At 69.1% G+C, this 19,924-nt stretch carries 16 protein-coding genes; 13 read left to right on the top strand and 3 right to left on the bottom strand.

What is annotated here, in order from left to right:
- Positions 1-66 precede the first annotated feature (66 nt).
- Positions 67-291 (top strand): hypothetical protein, encoded by a 225-nt coding sequence (locus AC0Z9V_RS06130; RefSeq protein ID WP_133082473.1) that lies wholly within the window; start codon positions 67-69, stop codon positions 289-291.
- Between the two features lie 9 nt (positions 292-300).
- Here the strand turns inward: AC0Z9V_RS06130 and AC0Z9V_RS06125 are convergent, their stop codons facing one another.
- Entirely contained in the window at positions 301-1,353 is a 1,053-nt protein-coding gene (locus AC0Z9V_RS06125; protein ID WP_485141029.1) for a LacI family DNA-binding transcriptional regulator, read from the bottom strand.
- A 172-nt stretch (positions 1,354-1,525) separates the two neighbouring features.
- Between AC0Z9V_RS06125 and AC0Z9V_RS06120 the strand changes: the two genes are divergently transcribed.
- Positions 1,526-2,734, top strand: coding sequence for a Gfo/Idh/MocA family protein (locus AC0Z9V_RS06120; RefSeq protein WP_485141028.1), 1,209 nt, complete (start codon positions 1,526-1,528; stop codon positions 2,732-2,734).
- Positions 2,731-3,696, top strand: a complete 966-nt coding sequence (locus AC0Z9V_RS06115; RefSeq protein WP_485141027.1) for a DUF6807 family protein — start codon at positions 2,731-2,733, stop codon at positions 3,694-3,696. The genes AC0Z9V_RS06120 and AC0Z9V_RS06115 overlap by 4 nt, the downstream gene beginning before the upstream one ends.
- Before the next feature lie 79 nt (positions 3,697-3,775).
- Here the strand turns inward: AC0Z9V_RS06115 and ptsP are convergent, their stop codons facing one another.
- Positions 3,776-5,461, bottom strand: coding sequence for a phosphoenolpyruvate--protein phosphotransferase (gene ptsP / locus AC0Z9V_RS06110; protein WP_485141026.1), 1,686 nt, complete (start codon positions 5,459-5,461; stop codon positions 3,776-3,778).
- A gap of 117 nt (positions 5,462-5,578) precedes the next feature.
- Here ptsP and AC0Z9V_RS06105 point away from each other — a divergent pair, with 117 nt between their 5' ends.
- The 5 genes from AC0Z9V_RS06105 to AC0Z9V_RS06085 all read left to right on the top strand — a co-directional run bounded on the left by AC0Z9V_RS06105 (position 5,579) and on the right by AC0Z9V_RS06085 (position 12,765).
- Positions 5,579-6,307 carry a TetR/AcrR family transcriptional regulator gene (locus tag AC0Z9V_RS06105; RefSeq protein WP_133082478.1) on the top strand — a complete coding sequence of 243 codons (729 nt, stop codon included), beginning with the start codon at positions 5,579-5,581 and terminating at the stop codon, positions 6,305-6,307.
- Positions 6,308-6,369: 62 nt separating this feature from the next.
- Entirely contained in the window at positions 6,370-8,355 is a 1,986-nt protein-coding gene (locus AC0Z9V_RS06100) for a PTS mannitol transporter subunit IICBA (protein WP_485141025.1), read from the top strand.
- Positions 8,355-9,509, top strand: a complete 1,155-nt coding sequence (locus AC0Z9V_RS06095) for a mannitol-1-phosphate 5-dehydrogenase (protein ID WP_485141024.1) — start codon at positions 8,355-8,357, stop codon at positions 9,507-9,509. Before AC0Z9V_RS06100 ends, AC0Z9V_RS06095 begins: the two co-directional genes overlap by 1 nt.
- A 124-nt stretch (positions 9,510-9,633) precedes the next feature.
- The gene (locus AC0Z9V_RS06090; RefSeq protein ID WP_485141023.1) at positions 9,634-12,204 is read left to right on the top strand and encodes a rhamnogalacturonan lyase; all 2,571 of its coding nucleotides are present in this window, start codon (positions 9,634-9,636) and stop codon (positions 12,202-12,204) included.
- Between the two features lie 105 nt (positions 12,205-12,309).
- Entirely contained in the window at positions 12,310-12,765 is a 456-nt protein-coding gene (locus AC0Z9V_RS06085; RefSeq protein ID WP_485141022.1) for a BLUF domain-containing protein, read from the top strand.
- 77 nt (positions 12,766-12,842) lie between these two features.
- On the opposite strand, the gene AC0Z9V_RS06080 is transcribed toward AC0Z9V_RS06085, so the two are convergent.
- Positions 12,843-13,826 carry an acetylxylan esterase gene (locus AC0Z9V_RS06080; protein WP_485141021.1) on the bottom strand — a complete coding sequence of 328 codons (984 nt, stop codon included), beginning with the start codon at positions 13,824-13,826 and terminating at the stop codon, positions 12,843-12,845.
- A gap of 163 nt (positions 13,827-13,989) precedes the next feature.
- Here AC0Z9V_RS06080 and AC0Z9V_RS06075 point away from each other — a divergent pair, with 163 nt between their 5' ends.
- From AC0Z9V_RS06075 to AC0Z9V_RS06055, 5 genes are read left to right on the top strand one after another with little or no spacing between them, the layout of a single operon-like run.
- Positions 13,990-15,282: an ABC transporter substrate-binding protein gene (locus tag AC0Z9V_RS06075; protein WP_133082483.1), complete on the top strand. Its 1,293-nt coding sequence runs from the start codon at positions 13,990-13,992 to the stop codon at positions 15,280-15,282.
- Positions 15,283-15,302: 20 nt separating this feature from the next.
- Positions 15,303-16,289 (top strand): carbohydrate ABC transporter permease, encoded by a 987-nt coding sequence (locus AC0Z9V_RS06070; RefSeq protein WP_459267133.1) that lies wholly within the window; start codon positions 15,303-15,305, stop codon positions 16,287-16,289.
- Between the two features lie 56 nt (positions 16,290-16,345).
- Positions 16,346-17,206, top strand: a complete 861-nt coding sequence (locus AC0Z9V_RS06065; RefSeq protein ID WP_485141280.1) for a carbohydrate ABC transporter permease — start codon at positions 16,346-16,348, stop codon at positions 17,204-17,206.
- Complete coding sequence (locus tag AC0Z9V_RS06060; protein ID WP_485141020.1) at positions 17,203-17,841, top strand: hypothetical protein; 639 nt, start codon at positions 17,203-17,205, stop codon at positions 17,839-17,841. Before AC0Z9V_RS06065 ends, AC0Z9V_RS06060 begins: the two co-directional genes overlap by 4 nt.
- Before the next feature lie 38 nt (positions 17,842-17,879).
- Positions 17,880-19,856, top strand: coding sequence for a beta-galactosidase (locus AC0Z9V_RS06055; RefSeq protein ID WP_485141019.1), 1,977 nt, complete (start codon positions 17,880-17,882; stop codon positions 19,854-19,856).
- Positions 19,857-19,924: the final 68 nt, after the last annotated feature.

The raw sequence follows: 19,924 nt of genomic DNA, 5'->3' as shown, positions 1-19,924 counted from the left end.
GACACCCTGGAGGAGGTGCGCCGGCGTCGATGCCGTCGAGCCAGGAAGTGAGGTACGCGCAACGCCATGACGAACGGTGATCTGCAGAAGATCCGCGTCGCAGCAGCGGACAAGGAGGATGTCGAGTTCGAGCTCGACCGCGCCGAACTGATCCTGAAGGAAGCCGTGACCGAGGCGCTCAGCCACGGCGAGGACATCGAGGTCGTCGCCGAGGTCGCCGAGCTGCCGCTGGACGACGTCGCGGAGCTGGCCCGCCGGACGGCCGCACCCGGGCCGATCCTGCCCCTGTGATGCCCCGTCCTAGCGACGCGGCGTACTGTCCCTGATGATCGTCTCCGTGGGGATGGGGGCCGGACCTGTGCCGTTCTCCGCGGAGGCGCCGTCATAGGCCGTTCCCGTCGCGAGCTGGAGGGCACGCCGTCCGACGTCCTCGAGGGGGATGCGCACGGTGGTCAGGGCCGGCGTGATGTCGCGGACCGTCGGGATGTCGTCGTAACCCGCCACGCCGATCCCTTCGCCGGGCACGATCCCCGCGTCGCGCAGGGCGGACACGACGCCGACGGCCATGACATCGTTGGCCGCGAAGACCAGGTCCACGGGCGCTCCCGAGGCGAGCAGTTCCTGGGTGCCGCGGTAGCCGCCGTCGCGCGTGAAGTCGGCGTGGACGATGCGCTCGGGGGGAAGGGGGATGCCGTGCTCCGCCAGTCCCGCCGTGAAGCCGTCCAGGCGTTCCTCGGAGGTCCTGATCTCGGGCGGTCCGGCGATGACGGCGAAGTCCCGGTAGCCGAGGCCCGCCAGGGTGACGGCGAGGTGACGTGCGCCGCCACGGTTGTCCAGGAGGACGGTCGCGAAGGGCGCCGCGTCCTGGCTGATGAAGGCGACCTTGCCGCCCGTGTCCTCGAAGGAGGAGAGCTCGGCCCGCAGGTGCTCCTCGAAGGCGGAGCCGGTGGTCCGGGATCCCGCGAGGATCATGACGCGGGGACGCTGCCCACGCAGGGCCCGCACCGTGTCGAGCTCACGCTGGGCGTTGCGGCCCGTGACGGCGATCGTCACCACGAGCCCCTCCTCGCTCGCCGCATCGATCACTCCCGCCGCGATGCTGGAGAAGTAGGGGTCCGCGATGTCGGCCACGAGCAGGGCCACCGTGGTGGTGCTGCCCTTGGCCACGGCCTGCGCGAAGAGGTTGGTGGTGTAGCCGAGTCGCTGGGCCGCTTCGACCACGCGCTGCCGGTAGGCCTCGTTCACCTTCCGCGCGCTGCCGTTCAGGGACCGCGATGCCGTCGCGAGCGAGACTCCGGCCTCCCTGGCGACATCGTGCAGCGTCGCGGGACTCTTGCTTGCCGGTGCAGACATTGCGTGCACTCCTGATGGTGTGGGCGGTAGCCTCGGGCCACGCCCTGCGAATTGCGGAAAGGGCCATTCTTGCACGACGCCGAACGATGCCCGCTCGCGCCTGCCCGGCCGGGTAAACGCTTTCTCTGTTAGTGTTCCGAGGACCGCAACCCTGCCGATGATGGAGGTCTCCGTGCCCCTGCCGAGTCCAGTCGCCGAGTCCGCTGCCGAGTCCGGCACAGAGTCCGCTCCCGGCCCGGAGGTTGCGACGGCCGGGCCGCTCAGGGCGGCCATCCTGGGAACCGGTGGGGTGGCCCACCTCCACGCCCGAGCGCTACGCCTCCTGCCCGGAGTGGAACTGGTCGCAGCTGCGGATCCCTCCGAGCAGCACCTCGCGGCCTTCGCCGACATGTACGGCATCGATTCCCGTTCGGCGTCGCTCGAGGACATGCTCGCGGCCGTCAGCGTCGATGCCCTCCACATCTGCACGCCCCCCGGCGGACATGCCGAACAGACGGCGGCGGGATTCGGGGCAGGAGCCCACGTGGTGGTCGAGAAGCCCGCGGCCCTGAGCCTCATCCAACTCGACACCATGGTCGAGGTCGGTCGCGCCGCCCAGCGCGGCCTCGCCGTCGTCTTCCAGCAGCGCTCGGGGACGGCCGCCGCGCACGTCAAGGAGTTGCTGGACTCGGGTGCGTTCGGACGGACCCTCTCGGCGCTGTGCCAGACGAACTGGTACCGGACGGCGGAGTACTTCGCCGTTCCCTGGCGCGGGACCTGGGCCACCGAGGGAGGCGGCACCACGCTGAGCCACGGAAGCCACCAGGTGGACCTGCTGGCCTACCTGCTGGGCGAGTGGTCCGCCGTGCAGGCCACGATGTGGCGGCTCGGACGGGACGTCGAGACCGAGGATCTGTCCCACGCGTCCCTCGTCTTCGCGTCGGGGGCCGTCGCCTCCGTGGTCACCACCGTCCTCGCGCCGCGGGAGTCGAGCCTCCTCCGGATCGATACCGAGAACGCGACGATCGAACTGGAGCACCTCTACGGCCACGGGCACGCGCACTGGAAGATCGCGCCGGCACCCCATGTCGACGAGCGGACAGCGGCGTCCTGGGCGCTCCCCGAGCAGGAGGTCCCGAGCGGGCACGATGCCCTGTTCGCCGAGATCTACGGCTCACTGCTGGCCGGAGGCGGCATGCCCGGGGTCGTGGGACACCCGGCCCGCGCACTGGAGATCGTCAGCGCCATGTACGCCTCGGCACGTGAGGGCCGCTGGATCTCGCGGGCCGACCTCGCAGATCCTGCCTTGCGCGGCGCCCTCACGGCGCCGGTCATCGAAGGCCGACCGGCGGGTCGCCCAGAAGCCCTCCTCGGGGCTCGGCCGCACGGACCCGCGGCGTGACCGGTCCCACGCCCGTCCGGACGGCGGACGGCCGGCTCGCCGGCGTCCTGCACGACGGCGGGGGAGCGCCCGCCGAGCATTCGCCCCGGCCTTTCCTGCACCCGGTGTCGACGCCCACGGGCGGCACCGTCAGCGACTGCGGGCCGGCCGACCACCCCTGGCACTGGGGCCTCGGCATCGCCGTGTCCAATGTCGCCGTCGCAGGCCAGCGCTACCCGGTCAACCTCTGGGGCGGGCCGACGTACAGCGAGGGTCAGGGCTACGTGCAGTTGCCGAACAACGGCTCCCAGCAGGGCGTCGACGTGGGCGGGGACCCCGGTGTCCTGCAGCGGCTCGAGTGGTGCGCGGCGGACGGGAGCGCGTTCCTGGACGAGGACCGGAAATGGGGCGCTCGGACCGTCCACGCCGGCGCCGACTGGATGCTCACCTCGGTGCGGAGCCGGTGGGTCAACACCAGCGCGGGTGCGCTGGCCTTCGGGAGTCCGACGACGGCGGGCCGGGCGAACGCGGGGTACGGGGGATTCTTCCTGCGCCTGGCGTCATCGTTCGACGGCGCCGACATCGTCGCGGGCGCTGCCGCCGGGCCGGATGACCCCGGGCACGTGCCTGCGTCCTCCGGCCCGGATGACCCCGGGCTCGCGCCCGGGTCCACCGGCGCGGGGTCCGGTATCGGGTCCCTGAGCGAGGAGGACGCCATGGGCAGCAGACGCTCATGGCTCGGCCTCAGGTCGCCGACCGCATCGGTGCTGATGGTGCCCGCTCCGGGCAATCCCGGCGGGCCCTCGCCGTGGTTCGTCCGCAGCGCCGGCACACCGATGCTGTGCGCCGCACCCTTCTTCCACTCGGAGCTGCACCTCGGCCCGGGCCAGGCGTTCGACTGGGGTTGGTCGCTGCTCGTCGCCGACGGGCGGATGTCGGACTCCGCGTTCGTCGACGCAGCAGCGGCAGCGATCCGGTCCTAGGCCGGGCACCGTCGCACAGCGGCTGACGACCGCGTCCCGTCGAAGGGGACGCGGTCGGGCGGGCCGCGGGATGTTCCCGCTACAGCCCCAGGGACTCCAGGACGGGCAGTTCGGCGCGTGCACGAGCCCGGGCCTCCGCCGCGGTCGGGGCGGCGACGGCGATGCCTGCGATGCGCTGCGCCTCGGCGAGGGTGACGCTGTTGAGGACGGCGCCGACTCCCGCGAGCGCTCGCGGTGTCATGGACAGCGTCGAGACGCCGAGGCCCACGAGGACGACCGCGAGGGCGGGGTCGGCCGCGGCCTCACCGCACACGCCGACGGGCTTCGCATGCCCTTCTGCTGCGGAACCCTGCACCGTCAGCTGCACCATGCGCAGGACGGCGGGCTGCCAGGAGTTGTTCAGCGCGGCGAGCGAGCCGAGCTGGCGGTCCGCCGCCATGGTGTACTGCGTGAGGTCGTTGGTGCCGAGGCTCGCGAAGGCCACCTCGCCGAGGATCGCCTCGGCCATCAGTGCCGCGGACGGGACCTCCACCATGACGCCCGGGGTCTGCAGGCCGGCATTGCTGCACAGCTTGGCGAAGTCCGCGGCCTCCTCGGCCGTCGAGATCATCGGCGCCATGACCCAGACATCGGCACTGGCCTGCGATGCTGCGTCGGCGACCGCCTGGAGCTGGCGCTCCAGCACCCCCGGGGACGTGAGGTCGGTGCGGTAGCCGCGGACACCCAGGGCGGGATTCGGTTCGCTGGCGTCGGTGAGGAAGGGCAGGGGCTTGTCGGCGCCGGCGTCCAGGGTGCGGACCACCACCTTCTTGCCCGGGAAGGCGTCGAAGACGCCCTTGTACGCCTCGATCTGCTCCTCCGCCGTCGGCTCCGTGTCCCGCTCGAGGAAGCAGAACTCGGTGCGGAGGAGGCCGACCCCCTGGGCCTTCGCCTCGGCGGCCTTGACGGCGTCCTTCGCTCCGCCGACATTGGCGAGCAGGGGGACCTCGTGCCCGTCGGCGGTGACGCCGGTGCCGTCGAAGACCGTGAGCGCGGCCGCGGCCGCCTTGTAGGCCTCGGCGGCTGCCTCCTCCTCGGCTCCCGGGTCGAGTGCGATCGTGCCGGCCGCTCCATCCACGAAGACGTCCGTGCCGTCGGCGATGTCGTCGACGCCCACGGCGGCGACGACGGCGGGCAGGCCGAGGGAGCGGGCGATGATGGCGGTGTGCGACTGCGGTCCTCCGCCGGAGGTGACGAGGGCGAGGACGACAGCCGGATCCAGGGTGGCGGTATCGGCGGGTGCGAGGTCCTCGGCGACGAGGACGAAGGGCGTGTCCGACGACGGGATGCCCGGTGCGGGCAGGCCGCGCAGCTCGGCCACGATGCGGGAGCGGACGTCGAGGACGTCGGCGGTGCGTTCGGCCATGTAGCCGCCGAGGTTGTGGAGCATCTCGGCGACGGACGCGCCGGCTTCCCAGACGGCACGCGCGGGTGACGTGCCGTTGTTGATCAGCTTGGTCGCGGACTTCAGCAGCATGGGGTCGGCCGCCATCAGCGAGGTCGCCTGCAGCACGGCCTTGGCATCGCCCTTGGCGATCCCCGCCCTGCGCTTCAGCTCCTCCTGGACGGCCTTGGAGGCGGCCTTCAGGGCTGCGACGGCGGCCTCGGGAGCGTCCGGGGAGTCGTGCCGTTCACCGGCTGGAGGTTCGCCGACCGACTTCGGCATGTGGCGGATCGGACCGATCACGCGTCCGGGGCTGACTCCGACCCCTGCGAAATTCTCCATTGAACGTCCTTGTCTCCTTGCCGGTGTGTTTCGGTCTAGCACCATTGTGCCGCTCGAGGCAAAAACTATTTGTGATGCAGTTCATATAACGGTGCTATAGGTGCTACGGTAGCAGGCATGAAAAAAGTAGGCGAACCAGCGCCTAAGGACAGGCTGCTGAGGGCCGCCGCAGCACTGCTCGCGGAGTCCAACGGCGAGCCCGTCTCCACCCGGCAGATCACCGAAGCCGCCCGGGTGACCGCTCCGACCCTGTACCACCACTTCGGTGACAAGGAAGGCCTGTTCGACGCCGTCGTCGCCGAGGGTTTCTCGGAGTACCTCGACGCCGAGAGGGGCCTCCCGACGTCGGGACAACCGATCGAGGACCTCCGGATGCACTGGGACAACCACGTTCAGTTCGGCCTCGACCATCCGCACCTCTACCTGGTGATGTTCGGCAACATCCGGCCCGAGCGCAGGCCATCCATGGTGGCCAGCGCGGAGGCGTTCCTCGAGGAGGTGCTGGCGCGGGCGGCCGCGGCGGCCCGCCTCGTCGTCTCACCGCGTGAAGCCGCCCGCAGCATGCTCGCCGCCAACATCGGCGTCACGCTCATGCTGATCGCGGAACCTGCGGCGAAACGCAACCTCGAGCTCTCCGCCATGACGCGGGAAGCCGTGATCTCGGCCGTGGCCACGGATTCCGAGGGCGACCCCACCACCGACACGGAGGGGACACCCTCCGTGGTCGTGGCGGCGATCGCCCTCAATGCCGCGCTGCAGTCCTCGCACCCCGACCAGCTCTCCAGCTCCGAACTGAAGCTCTTCCTCGAATGGCTCCAGCGCATCTCCAGCAGGTCGGGAAGCTGACGCTTCCCGGTCATCACCCATCCCTCTCCGCAGAGTTGCGGGGACAACGGTAAGGAAAGAATGTGGCAACACAACTAGAAGCGAGGTCCGGCACCAGTGCCCGGGTCCGCGTCCAGAAATTCGGGACGTTCCTGTCCGGAATGATCATGCCCAATATCGGCGCGTTCATCGCGTGGGGCCTCATCACGGCACTGTTCATCGAGGCCGGCTACTTCCCGGTGGGCGTGCTCGGGGGCTTCGGCGAGAACGAGGCCGGCGATCCGAACGTCGGCCTCGTCGGTCCGATGATCACCTACCTGCTTCCGCTGCTCATCGGCTACACCGGCGGCAAGATGATCTACGAGACCCGTGGCGGCGTCGTCGGCGCGGCCGCGACCATGGGCGTGATCGTCGGCACGAGCATCCCGATGTTCATCGGCGCCATGATCATGGGCCCGCTGACCGCCTACCTCATGAAGAAGATCGACAGCATCTGGGACGGCAAGATCCGCCCCGGCTTCGAGATGCTGGTGAACAACTTCGCCGCCGGTATCTTCGCCGCACTCATGGCGGTCTTCGGTCTGCTCGCCGTCGGCCCGCTGGTCACGCTCTTCAGCGACGCAGCCGGCAGGGGCGTGGACTTCCTCGTCAGTTCGGGACTCCTGCCCTTCACGAGCATCCTGATCGAGCCCGCCAAGATCCTGTTCCTGAACAACGCCATCAACTACGGCGTGCTCACCCCGCTCGCCACGGAACAGGCGACCGAGACGGGCAAGTCGCTCCTGTTCCTGCTCGAGGCGAACCCCGGCCCAGGGCTCGGCCTGCTGCTCGCCTACGCGGTCTTCGGCCGCGGCATGGCCAAGTCGTCGGCTCCCGGCGCCATCATCATCCAGTTCCTCGGCGGCATCCACGAGATCTACTTCCCGTACGTCCTGATGAAGCCCCTCATGGTCCTCGCCGTCATCGGCGGCGGCATGGCCGGTATCTTCACCCTCGTGCTCACCGGTGCCGGCCTGCGCTCGCCCGCCGCACCGGGCAGCATCATCGCCGTCTACGCCGCGACCGCCCAGGACAGCTTCATCGGCATCACCCTGTCGGTCCTGATGGCCGCTGCGGTCTCCTTCCTGATCGGCTCGGTCATCCTGAAGACCTCGAAGTCGACGGACGACGACATCGCCGGTGCCGCCTCGAAGATGGAGGGCCTGAAGGGCAAGAAGAGCTCCGTCGCCGGGAACTTCCGCTCGACGTCCGCCACGGACGGACCGATCCGCAACATCGTGTTCGCCTGCGATGCCGGCATGGGCTCCTCCGCGATGGGTGCCTCGGTGCTCCGCAACAAGATCAAGGCGGCCGGCTTCCCGGACGTCAAGGTCACGAACCTCGCCATCGCCAACCTGAAGGACGACTACGACGTCGTCGTGACGCACCAGGACCTCGCCGCCCGCGCCGAGCCCCTGACGCAGCGCGCGACGCACGTCTCCGTCGATAACTTCATGAACAGCCCGCGCTATGACGAGATCGTCGAACTGGTGCGCGCCAGTGCCTCGGCCGAAGGTGGGGTCGATCCGAAGAACCCGATGCCGGCCGCCGCGTCATCGGAGGCCGACGCGGACACCGACGGCGCAGGCACCGGTGCCAATGACGTCCTCGCCGAGCAGAGCGTCGTGCTGAACGGCAGGGCGACCACCCAGGAGGACGCCATCAACGAGGCCGGCCGCCTGCTGGTCGAGCGCGGTGCGGTCGACTCGAGCTACGTCACAGCGATGCACGAGCGCGAGAAGTCCGTCCCGACCTACATGGGCAACTTCCTCGCCATCCCGCACGGCACCAACGCGGCGAAGGACCTGATCAAGCGCTCGGCCGTGTCGATCGTGCGCTACCCGGAGGGCATCGACTGGAACGGCAAGCAGGTGAAGTTCGTGGTGGGCGTCGCAGGCGTCAACAACGAGCACCTGTCCATCCTCTCCGCGATCGCCCGTGTCTTCTCCGACAAGGACCAGGTCGCCAAGCTCGACGAGGCCACCTCGGTGGACGAGGTCCTCGCCCTCTTCGGAAAGGTCAATGCTTAGTGAAGGCAGTACATTTCGGAGCCGGGAACATCGGACGCGGCTTCGTGGGGCTCCTGCTCCACGAAGCCGGGTACGAGGTGGTCTTCGCCGATGTCGCGGATGCCCTGATCGATCAGCTGGCCTCGACGTCCAGCTACGACGTCCACGAGGTCGGCGAGGAGCCGGCGGTGAAGACGGTGGACAACTACCGTGCCCTCAACTCGCGGTCGCAGGAGGAGGACGTCGTCGCGGAGATCGCGACGGCGGAGATCGTCACCACCGCCGTGGGGCCGAACGTCCTCAAGTTCCTCGCGCCGGTCATCGCCCGGGCGATCGCCCGGCGTAGCGACGAGCTCGCTCCGTTGCAGGTGATGGCGTGTGAGAACGCCATCAACGCGACGGACATCCTGCGCCGCGAGGTCGAGCAGACGTACGACGGTGCGGCCCTGGACCTCGCGTCACGCGCGGTGTTCGCCAACACCGCCGTGGACCGGATCGTGCCGAACCAGGCGCCCGGGCAGGGGCTCGACGTCACCGTGGAGACCTTCTTCGAATGGGTCATCGACCGCACCCCGTTCAAGGGCAACGCACCTGAGATCCCCGGCGCGACCTACGTCGACGACCTCGAGCCGTACATCGAGCGGAAACTGTTCACGGTGAACACCGGCCACGCGTCGGCCGCCTACTTCGGGTACGCGGCCGGCGTCGAGAAGATCGCCGACGCCATGGCGGACGAGGCGATCGCCGCGAAGGTGCGGGCCGTGCTCGACGAGACGAAGCAGCTGCTCGTCTCCAAGCACGGGTTCGACGCGGCGGAGCAGGAGGCCTACGTGCAGAAGATCCTGCGCCGCTTCACCAACCAGCACCTCCCGGACACGGTGGTGCGCGTCGGCAGGGCGCCGTTGCGGAAGCTGAGCCGCAAGGAGCGGTTCGTCGGTCCGGCCGCCGAACTGGCCGAGACCGGCGTCCACCCGGCCGCGTTGCTCGAGGCCATGCAGGCCGCACTGGCCTTCTCGGCCGCCGACGATCCCGAGGTCGCAGCACTGGCCGAGATCCTGGCCTCCCAGGAGCCGGGCGAGGCGACGACGACGATCACGGGCCTCGAAGCGGAGCACCCGCTGTACGGTCCCGTGCGCGAGATCATCGTGCAGCACGCGCCGGGCCATTCCGCCTGATCGGCCGACGGCAGGGAAAGGGAGCAGCTCCGGCTGCTCCCTTTTTCGTGGTCGGACCTTGACGCCGGGAGCCCCGAAACCTAGGTTGGTGAAGGAAAGCGTTTTCCAATCAAAGGATTCAATGATGAGTTCGGTCAAGAAAACCGCGGTCTCGACCTGCGTCGCCCTCGCCACGGGCACCCTCCTCACCCTCTCCGGTCTCGCCGTCCCCGCCATGGCGCAGGGCCAGGGAGCCGGCAACACCGCTCCGATCGGGGGAGTGCAACTCGACTACCTGGACCGGGGACTGGTCGCCGCCGCGACGCCCCAGGGTGTGTTCCTCAGCTGGCGGCTCAAGGCGGGCGAGGTAGCCGGCGCGACGGCGGACCGCCTGACGGGCACCGACTTCACGGTCTACCGGAACGGCGAACCCGTCGCCACCGTCACGGACAGCACCAACTACCTCGATACTGCCGTGACCGGGGAAGGCGCGGCGGCCGCCGCCCGGTACAGCGTGGGTGCCGTCGTCGACGGGGTCGAGGTGGAGCTGAGCGCCGAGGTGGCACCCTGGACGCAGGCGTACACCGACCTGCCGCTGACCAGACCGGCCGACGGCGTGACGCCGGCGGGCGAGGCCTACACCTACGCGGCGAACGACATGAGCGTCGGCGACGTCGACGGGGACGGCGCCTACGAGTACTTCGTGAAGTGGGATCCCTCGAACTCCAAGGACGTCTCCCAGATCGGGTACACGGGCAACACCTACATCGACACCTACACGGCGGAGGGGCGCCTGCTGAGCCGGGTCGACCTCGGCGTCAACATCCGGTCCGGCGCCCACTACACGCAGTTCCTGGTGTCGGACTTCGACGGCGACGGCCGGTCCGAGCTGATGCTCAAGACGGCGCCCGGGACGAAGACCATCACCTACGGACCCGACGGAGCGGTCACCTCGGAACGCTACGTGACACTGCCCGAGGCCGACGTCACCGCCGGCTACACGGACACGGACGACTACCGGCTGGATGCCGCAGGCTACTACGAGCACGTCGTCGGGATGTTCAAGGGCTGGCAGGACCACCCCGAGGTCGCCGCGGGGAACTGGCCCGCCACGCTCGAGGAGGCCTTCGGGATCGCGCAGCGCTACGACTACCCGCTGTCGGACGCCGACGCCCGCGCGATGGCGGACTACTTCATCGACGTCTACGCCCCGTCCCGGAGCGCGCGGAACAACCTCCGTGCCTTCGAGGGCTTCATCGTCGACGGACCCGAGTACCTCAGCGTGTTCGAGGGAGCCACCGGTGCCGAACTCGAGACCGTCCCCTACGAACCGGGCCGAGGAGACGACGGCCTGCTGTGGGGGGACTACGCCATGGCCCGCATCGAGCCCGGCAACCGCGTGGACCGTTTCCTCGCCGGCGTGGTGTACCTCGACGGCGAGAACCCGTCGGCCGTCTTTGCCCGGGGCTACTACACGCGGGCCAACATCGTGTCCTACAGCTGGGACGGGGAGCGCCTGGCCCAGGACTGGGCCGTCGATTCGGGCCACGTCCCCATGTCCAACCCCTTCAACGACGGGCCGCACGGCGGCAGGGGCAGCAGCGAGGAATTCGGCGCGCTGTCCGGGCAGGGGTTCCACTCGCTGAGCGCCGCGGACGTCGACGGCGACGGCAGGCAGGAGATCGTCTACGGCAGCGCCACCATCGATGACGACGGCTCGCTCCTCTACAGCTCGTCCGACATCCTCCCCGCCGGCAGCTCCGCCCCCGGGACGGAGGCGAAGCTGGGCCACGGCGACGCGATCCACGTCACCGACATCGACCCGGACCGCCCCGGCCAGGAGATCTTCTCCGTGCACGAGGGTGCGACGGGGGCTCCCTACGGCTGGGCCATGCGGGATGCATCGAACGGCGAGGTCCTGTTCGGCGGCTACACGGGCAGGGACACCGGCCGCGGCATGATCGGCGACATCGATCCCGCCGTCCGCGGCATCGAGAACTGGGCCGTGGGGCTCCGCTCGGCGTCGGGGCAGCTCCTTCCGGGCAACGGCCCGGGGACGAACATGAGCATCCGCTGGGCCGCCGATGGCACCACCCAGCTCGTCAACGGCACCGGCAGCCAGTCCGCCACCATCGACGACGCGAAGCGCGGCCGCCTGCTCACGGCGACCGGCACGCGCACGAACAACGGCACCAAGGGCAACCCGTCGCTCGTCGCGGATGTCCTCGGCGACTGGCGCGAGGAACTGCTGGTCCGGACGGCGGACAGCTCTGCCATCCGGATCTTCGTGAGCACCGAGGTGACGGACCGGAAGCTGTACACCCTGATGCACGATCCGCAGTACCGCGCGGAGATCGCCCGCCAGAACACGGCCTACAACCAGCCTGCCTACACCGGCTTCTACCTGGCCTCGGACACCGACTTCACCGGTGTCCCCGTCCCGGACGCGTTTCTGCCCGGTGCGCTTCCCGCCCTGCAGCGACAGCTCGAGCAGGCCATCGCGGCGGGCGACGTCTCGGGTCCGGCCGCGCAGCAGCTACGGACCTCGCTCGACCAGGCCCAGCGCGCCGTGGAGAGGGACCAGTCCGGCAACGCGGTGCGGGCCCTGCAGAAGTTCCTCGACCGGCTGGAGCAGACGAAGCCGGGCACCGTGTCCGACGAGGCCCGGGTCCAGCTCGGGTACGCGGGATCGGCGGTCCTCACCACGCTGGGCTGACGACGCCGAGCAGAACTTTAGGCAGGATCGCGTGCGGACGGGCACGCGGTCCTGCCGGAGCCCGGGCCGCCCCACGGTCGGCGGCCGTTGGGTAGATTGTGCCCTGTGAGCCGAAACCCCCAAGACCTGCTGTCGATCGTCTACTCGAGCACCGCAGCCCAGCTGTTCGACGACGGCGATCTCAGCGCACTGCTGGCCCTGAGCAGGGAGAACAATGCCCGTGCGCACCTGACGGGGATGCTGCTGTACCGCAGCGGACGATTCCTCCAGGTCATCGAGGGGCCGGCGGACGTCCTGCGCGAACGCATGTCCATCATCGCCGCGGATCCCCGGCACCTGGACGTCCGCGTCCTCCTCCGGGAGACCATCGACGAACGGCAGTTCCCGGACTGGACCATGGCGTACGAGCCCGCCTCCGATGTGGCTGCGGAGGACATTCCCGGGTTCCGCAGCACGTTCGCAGACATCGAGGGCGGGGACGATCCGCAGGAGTCCGTCGCGGCCCTGCGCGAACTGCTGCTCTGGTTCCAGGACCGCGCGGCCCGGCTGCACCGCGCCTGACCGGCCCTCCCCGCGACCATGGGAGAGCCGGGAGTGTGGGCGATCCCCGCCGTCGTCCGCACGCGGCCCAAGAGGCCTCAGGAGCCCGTGAGCTCCCGGATGAAGGCCAGGTGCTCCACGTCCTGGAAGGCGCCGCCCTGCTCGTGCCCGTTGTACGGGTACACCTTCATGCGCTTCGGGCCGGCGTAGTGGTTGTGCGCGGCGAACACGCACGACGGCGGGCACACGTCGTCGAGCAGGCCCACCGAGAACATCGCCGGGATGGTGCTGCGCGTCGCGAAGTTCACGCCGTCGAAGTAGCTGAGCGTGCGGAAGACGGAGTCGACCGCGTTCCGGCGCGTGCCGAGATACTTCGCGATCTCCGAGTAGGGGACCGTGTCGACGATCTCCGTGGCTCGCCGCATGTGTGCGAGGAACGGGACATCGACGATCGCGCCGATGGGCGGGGTGTCGATGACGCGCTGGGCGAGAGCCGCCGTGGCGAGGGTGATGCCTCCGCCCTGGCTGCCTCCGGAGATCACCACGCGGGACGGATCCACGGCGGGGTGCGCCTGCGCGGCCTCGACGGCGTGGACGGCGTCCACGAAGAGCCGGCGGTAGTAGTAGGTCGCGGGATCCTCGATGCCGAGCGTCATGAAGCCGCCGACGTGGGGCCCGTTGAGGGCGCCGTCCGCGGTGTCGCCGGGCCGGTGGCCCGAGCCCTGGCCCCGGAGGTCCATGACGAAGTGCGCGAACCCCGCACTGGGCAGTCCGGTCCATTCGCCGAGCAGGCCGCGCCCGCCACCGTAGCCGATGTAGGTGACGACGGTCGGCAGGGGGCCGGGAAGGTGACGCGGGGTGAGCAGCCAGCCCTTCACCGGCTGGCCATCGTAACCGGCGAACGTGACGTCCTCCGTGACCAGCTGGGTGTAGCCCGCGTCCACCTCCTCGAAGGAAGGGGAGGCGGCGTGCGTCCGCTGCTCAGCGAGGGTCTTGTCCCAGAAGGCGTCGTAGTCGGCGGGTTCGTCGCGATCCGGCAGATAGCTCCGTAGCTGGGACAGGGGCAGGTCGAATTGAGGCATGGGGTGCATCCTTTCATGGCTTCGATGGGCGAAGATAGAGCGCGGACAAGCTCGCCCGGATCAGGCTGTTGACCATTGATACGATTCAATCTACGCTGTGGGATAACGCTTTCCCAGAGGCGTCCAACGATGGCTGACGAAGAAGTTTTCCAGGAGGACAAAGATGTTCCGCACATTCTCACGGCGCACCCTGACGGGCGTTGCAGCCCTGGCCGCCACCGGCCTGGCCCTGACCGGTTGTGGCGGCGGCGGGGGCGAACCTGCAGCACTGAACACCGAGGAAGAGATCACCCTCAACTACACGTTCTGGGGCAACGACGACCGCGCCGCCCGCTACGACAAGGCCATCGCGGCGTTCGAGGAGAAGTTCCCGAACATCACGATCAACGACACGTTCACCGACTACCCGTCGTACTGGGAGAAGCGCCAGACCGAGGCGGCGGGCGGCGGACTGCCGGACGTCATGCAGTTCGACTACACCTACCTCCGTCAGTACGGCGACAACGGCCTGCTCCTGAACCTCGAGGACTACTTCGGCAACGGCATCACCACCGACGCCATCGACGAGAGCCTGCTGTCCACCGGCAAGCTCGAGGACGGCACCTTCGCCATCCCCACCGGCTACAGCGCGTGGTCGGTGTTCCAGAACCCGGCACTGCTCGCCGACGCCGGCGTCGAGCCCTACGAGGGCGGCACGAGCTGGGACGACTACAACACGTACATGGCGTCCGTCACCGACGCCACGGGCGGAACGGTGTACGGAGGAACCGACACCACCCAGCGCATCCAGGACCTCGAGCTGAAGCTGCGCCAGCAGGGCCGCGAGCTGTTCACCGAGGACGGCGAGCTCAACTTCACGCAGGAGGAGCTCGTCGAGCACTGGACCGAGGGCCAGGAGAACCGCGACAAGGTCACCGTTCCGCAGAGCAAGCTCGAGGAGATCAACCCGGTCTCCGGCTTCGGTGGCAACCTGACCACCAGCGAGATGAGCTGGAGCAACTTCCTCGGCGGCTACCTGGGAGACTCCGGAGCCGAGGAGATCACCATCGTCGCTCCTCCCACCGACAGCCCGGACGAGAAGGACCTGTACCGCAAGGTCGGCCTGATGCAGGCTGCATCCTCCTCGACCGAGCACCCCGAGGCAGCGGCGGCATTCGTCGACTTCCTCATCAACAGCCCGGAGGTCGGCGAGATCTTCGGCGCGACACTCGGCATCCCCGCCTCGGAGACGCAGCTCGAGGGTGCGAACCTTGAAGGACCGGACAAGGCCGTCAAGGACTACCTCGATTCCATCGAAGGTCGCATGGGCGACGCTCCGGCGGCACCGGTCGCCGGCTTCGGCGCCATCGAGCAGACGTTCTGGGACCTCGGCAAGTCCATCGGACTGGGCGCCGTGACCCCGGAGGACGCCGCGAAGCAGTTCTTCGACGAAGCCTCCGTCACGCTCGGTAGCTAGGCAGACAAAGGAGTTAGATCGTGACAACGGACTCGGCGCACGCGCCAGCAACAGCCCGCACCGCCGAATCCGGTGCCCGTCCGGCGGCCCGCCGCCGGACGGGCACGCCCCGGCCCCGCCGTTCCCGAAATCGCGACACCGTGGCGGGCTACGTCTTCCTCTCCCCGTGGCTGCTCGGCTTCATCGGCCTCACCCTCGGCCCCATGGTGGCTTCGCTGTACCTCGCGTTCACCGACTACAACCTCTTCACCGCTCCCGAGTGGACCGGGCTCGAGAACCTCACCCGCATGGCCGGGGACGAGAAGTTCTGGAGCTCGGTGCGGATCACCCTGGTCTACGTCCTGGTGGGAACGCCCATCAAGCTCGCGGCCGCACTCGGCGTGGCGATGCTCCTGAACTACAAGGCACGCGGCACGGGCTTCTTCCGCTCGGCGTTCTACGCACCGAGCCTCATCGGAGCGAGCGTCAGCATCGCCATCGTCTGGCGGGCCATGTTCTCCACCGACGGCCCCGTCGACGGCACGCTGAACCTCTTCGGCATCAACCTCGGCGGGTGGATCGGCAACCCGTCGCTCATCATGCCGATGATGATCCTCCTCGCGATCTGGCAGTTCGGCGCACCGATGGTCATCTTCCTGGCCGGGCTCAAAGGGGTCCCTGCCGAGCTGTACGAGGCGGCATCGGTGGACGGCGCACGCGCCTGGCGCAAGTTCCTCAGCGTGACCGTTCCGATGCTCTCGCCGGTCATCTTCTTCAACCTGCTCCTCGAGATGATCAATGCCTTCCAGGTGTTCGCCTCGGCCTACATCATCGGTTCCGGCACAGGCGGCCCGGGCGGCGCCACGAACTTCTACACCGTGTACCTCTACACGAGGGCTTTCGCCAACAACCAGATGGGCTACGCCTCGGCGATGGCATGGGTCCTGCTGCTCGCCGTCGGCGTCCTCGCCTTCATCCTGTTCCGCACCTCCAGGAGCTGGGTCCACTACGCAGGAGACTCCAAGTGACCACGATCGAATCCAACCCTGCCGTCCCCGTCCCGGTGAACCCCGACGAGCCCACCATGCGGGCGCCCCGGCGCCGTCCGATGCGCCGGCACATCCCGACCGCGATCTGGATCATCGGCATCGTCGCGCTCACGGCCATCGTGCTGTACCCGCTGCTGTGGATGGTCTCGGCGTCGCTCAAGCCGAACTCCGAGTTTGGCAGCAACCAGGGCTTCTTCCCCGAGAATCCGACCTTCGACAACTTCGTGAAGGTGATGCAGGGCATTGCCGGGATCCCGACCTGGAAGTTCTTCCTCAACTCCCTGCTCCTCGGCGTCGGTGCTGTCATCGGCACGGTCATCTCGTCCTCGATGGCCGCGTACGCCTTCTCCCGCATCAACTTCCGCGGCAGCAAGATCCTCTTCGCCGCCATGATCGGGACGTTGCTCCTGCCCTTCCACGTGCTGATCATCCCGCAGTACATCATCTTCAGGAACCTCGGACTGATCGACACCTTCTGGCCCCTGCTGGCCGGCAAGTTCCTGGCCACGGAGGCGTTCTTCGTCTTCCTGATGGTCCAGTTCATCCGCAACCTGCCCCGGGAACTGGACGAGGCCGCGCGCATCGACGGCTGCGGTCACGCGAGGATCTTCTTCTCCATCACCCTGCCGCTCATCAAGCCCGCCATCATCACCTCGTCGATCTTCGCGTTCATCTGGAGCTGGAACGACTTCCTCGGCCCACTGCTCTACCTGAACTCGCCGGACAAGTACCCCCTGCCGCTCGCCCTGCGCATCTTCAACGACCAGACGAGCACCTCCGACTACGGCGCGACCATCGCGATCTCCGTGCTCGCACTGCTGCCGGTCATGCTGTTCTTCGTGATCTTCCAGCGCTTCCTCGTCGACGGTGTCGCCACCCAGGGCCTCAAGGGATGAGCCGGCGCCGGCGCGAGGCCGTTCGCGGGCGGGAAGCCGCCACCCGCGACGGAAGCGGCCTGCGCTGGCCCGGGGCGTCCGCCCGTTTCGCCCTGTTCGGAGAGGTCCTGTGGGTCGGGGTGCTGTGCTGTGTGGCGGGCCTCGGGATCGTCATGATCCCTGCGGCCTTCGCTGCCGGTTCGGCCCATCTCCACCGTTTCCTCCGCGCCGAGGACTCCTCCCTCCGCCACTTCGCTGCGGACTTCACCGCAGCCCTGCGGACCGGCTGGCTCGTGGGTCTGGGCGTCATGCTGGGCGTCGCGCTCCTGCTGCTCGACATCGTCGTCGCCGCTGCGCGGATCCTGCCGGGGTGGGAGTTCGTCCTGGCGATGGGCGTCGTCCTGCTGGTCGCCCTGCTGGCAGCCCTTGCCGGGACGACGGCCCGCTGGCAGGACTCGCGCTCATGGCGCACCGCCGGGCTCCAGTGGGTCCGCGACGTGCGGCGTGACCCGGCGGGCGTCGCCTGGCTCGCCTTCGCGGTGGGCCTGACGGCGATCGTCGCATGGCAGCTGCCACCACTCGTGGTCCCGGGCATCGGATGCCTGGTGTTCGCGGCGCTGGCGACTTCCGTGCGGGACCGCCCCACCCGGTTCTGACCATCCTTCCGACCACCCCGACTACCCCTGGAGCTCGCGTGCATTACGGCGGCGATTACAACCCCGAACAGTGGCCCGAGGACATCTGGCCTGATGACGTGGCACGCATGCGCGAGGCCGGGGTGACGATGGTCAGCCTCGGGATCTTCTCGTGGGCCCGGATCCAGCCGTCCGAGCACGAGTTCGACTTCGACTGGCTGGATCGCATCATCGCCCTCCTGCACGACGCCGGCATCGCCGTGGACCTGGCCACCGCGACGGCGTCGCCACCACCCTGGGCGACCGTCGCCTACCCGGAGATGCTGGCCGCGGACGAGCACGGGTCGCCCTACTGGCACGGCAGCCGCCAGCACTACGCGCCGTCGTCGCCCGCCTACCGGAAGCTCGCCGCCGCACTCGTGACGAGGATCGCGGAGCGCTACGCGCAGCACCCCGCCGTGGTGCTCTGGCACGTGAACAACGAGTACGGCTGCCACCTCAACGTCGACTACTCCGATGCGGCTCGGGATGCCTTCCGCCTCTGGCTGGAGAAGCGCTACGGGACGGTGGACGCTCTGAACGAGGCCTGGGGCACCATGTTCTGGTCCCAGCGCTACGGCAGCTTCGGCGAGGTCTTCCCGCCCCGCCACGCGCCCTACAGCCACAACCCCGGCCAGCTCCTCGACTACCGCAGGTTCACCTCCGACATGCTCCTCGAGTGCTACCGGATGGAGCGCGACATCATCCGCGCCGCGGGCGCGACGCAGCCCGTCACCACCAATTTCATGGGCGCCTTCAAACCGGCGAACTACGCACAGTGGGCGCCGGAGCTGGACGTCATCAGCGACGACCTGTACCCGGACCCCAACGACCCCGAGAGCTTCCGCGAGGGCGCCTTCCACGGGGACCTCATGCGGTCGCTCAAGCCGGGCACCCCGTGGCTGCTGATGGAGCAGGCGTCCAACGCCGTCAACTGGCGGCCGTCGAACGCGCCGAAGGCGCCGGGGCAGCTCGCAGCCCAGAGCATGCAGGCCGTGGCCCGCGGAGCCGACGGCATCCTGTTCTTCCAGTGGCGCCAGTCGCGGGCGGGATCGGAGAAGTTCCACTCCGGTATGCTGCCGCACGCCGGGACGCAGACGCGGACCTGGCGGGAGGTGGTGGCACTCGGGAAGGAGCTCGACCGGCTGCCGGGACTGCCCGCCGACGACGGTTCCTCGCGCGTCGCCATCCTGCTCGACTGGGAGAACTGGTGGGCCATCGAGAACCCCGACCACCCCACCTCCCTCGACTACCTGTCTTTCGTGCGGGGCTGGTACGACACCGCACACCGCCTCCATGTGCAGGTCGACATCCTGCCGCCCACGGCAGACCTCACGACGTACGACGCCGTCGTCGCTCCGCACCTCTACCTGCTCACGGACCAGTCCGCCGGCAACCTCGTCGCCTTCGTGGAGCAGGGCGGACACCTGCTGGTCACAGCCTTCAGCGACGTGGTCGACGAGAGTGACCGCTTCCGTCCGGGCGGGTTCGGCACGCAGCTGCGCGACCTGCTCGGGGTCGTCGTCGAGGACTTCGGCGCGCTCGTCGCACCGGACTCGCAGGGGCCCGGGCAGCAGCAGGCGCGGATCGCCGGCCGCGGATTCGGCTTCGCGGGCTCCTACCTCGCGGAGGAGGCCCACGTCGTCGACGCCGAGGTGCTGGCGACCTTCGACGGGGCCCGCCAGCACGGCCGGCCGGCACTCACAGTGCGCCGCGAGGGGGCAGGAGCCGCCTACTACCTCGCCACGGTGCCCGACGACGACGGCGCCCGGCAGGTGCTCGGGCACCTGTTCGCGGCGGCGGGCGTGGAGCCGGTGCTGCCCGGACTGCCACGGATGGTGGAGGCGATCCGCCGTGGCCGGTTGCTGACCGTCATCAACCACGGCGTAGAAGCCACGGAGATCGAGGTGGCGGGCGAGGACGCCCTCACGGGCCACACCGTGGACGGCGTCACGCTGCAACCCTTCGACTACGCCCTCGTACTGACCGACCGTTGACGCCGGTCGAAGGATCGCCGTCCCGCTACACCGCACTCCCGGCAGGTGCAAGACGGGACGGCAGTTCC

This window comes from Arthrobacter sp. UYP4 (assembly GCF_057291175.1).
Note: the sequence above shows the minus strand (reverse complement) of the source record. Positions and strands in the feature narration are given on the sequence as shown.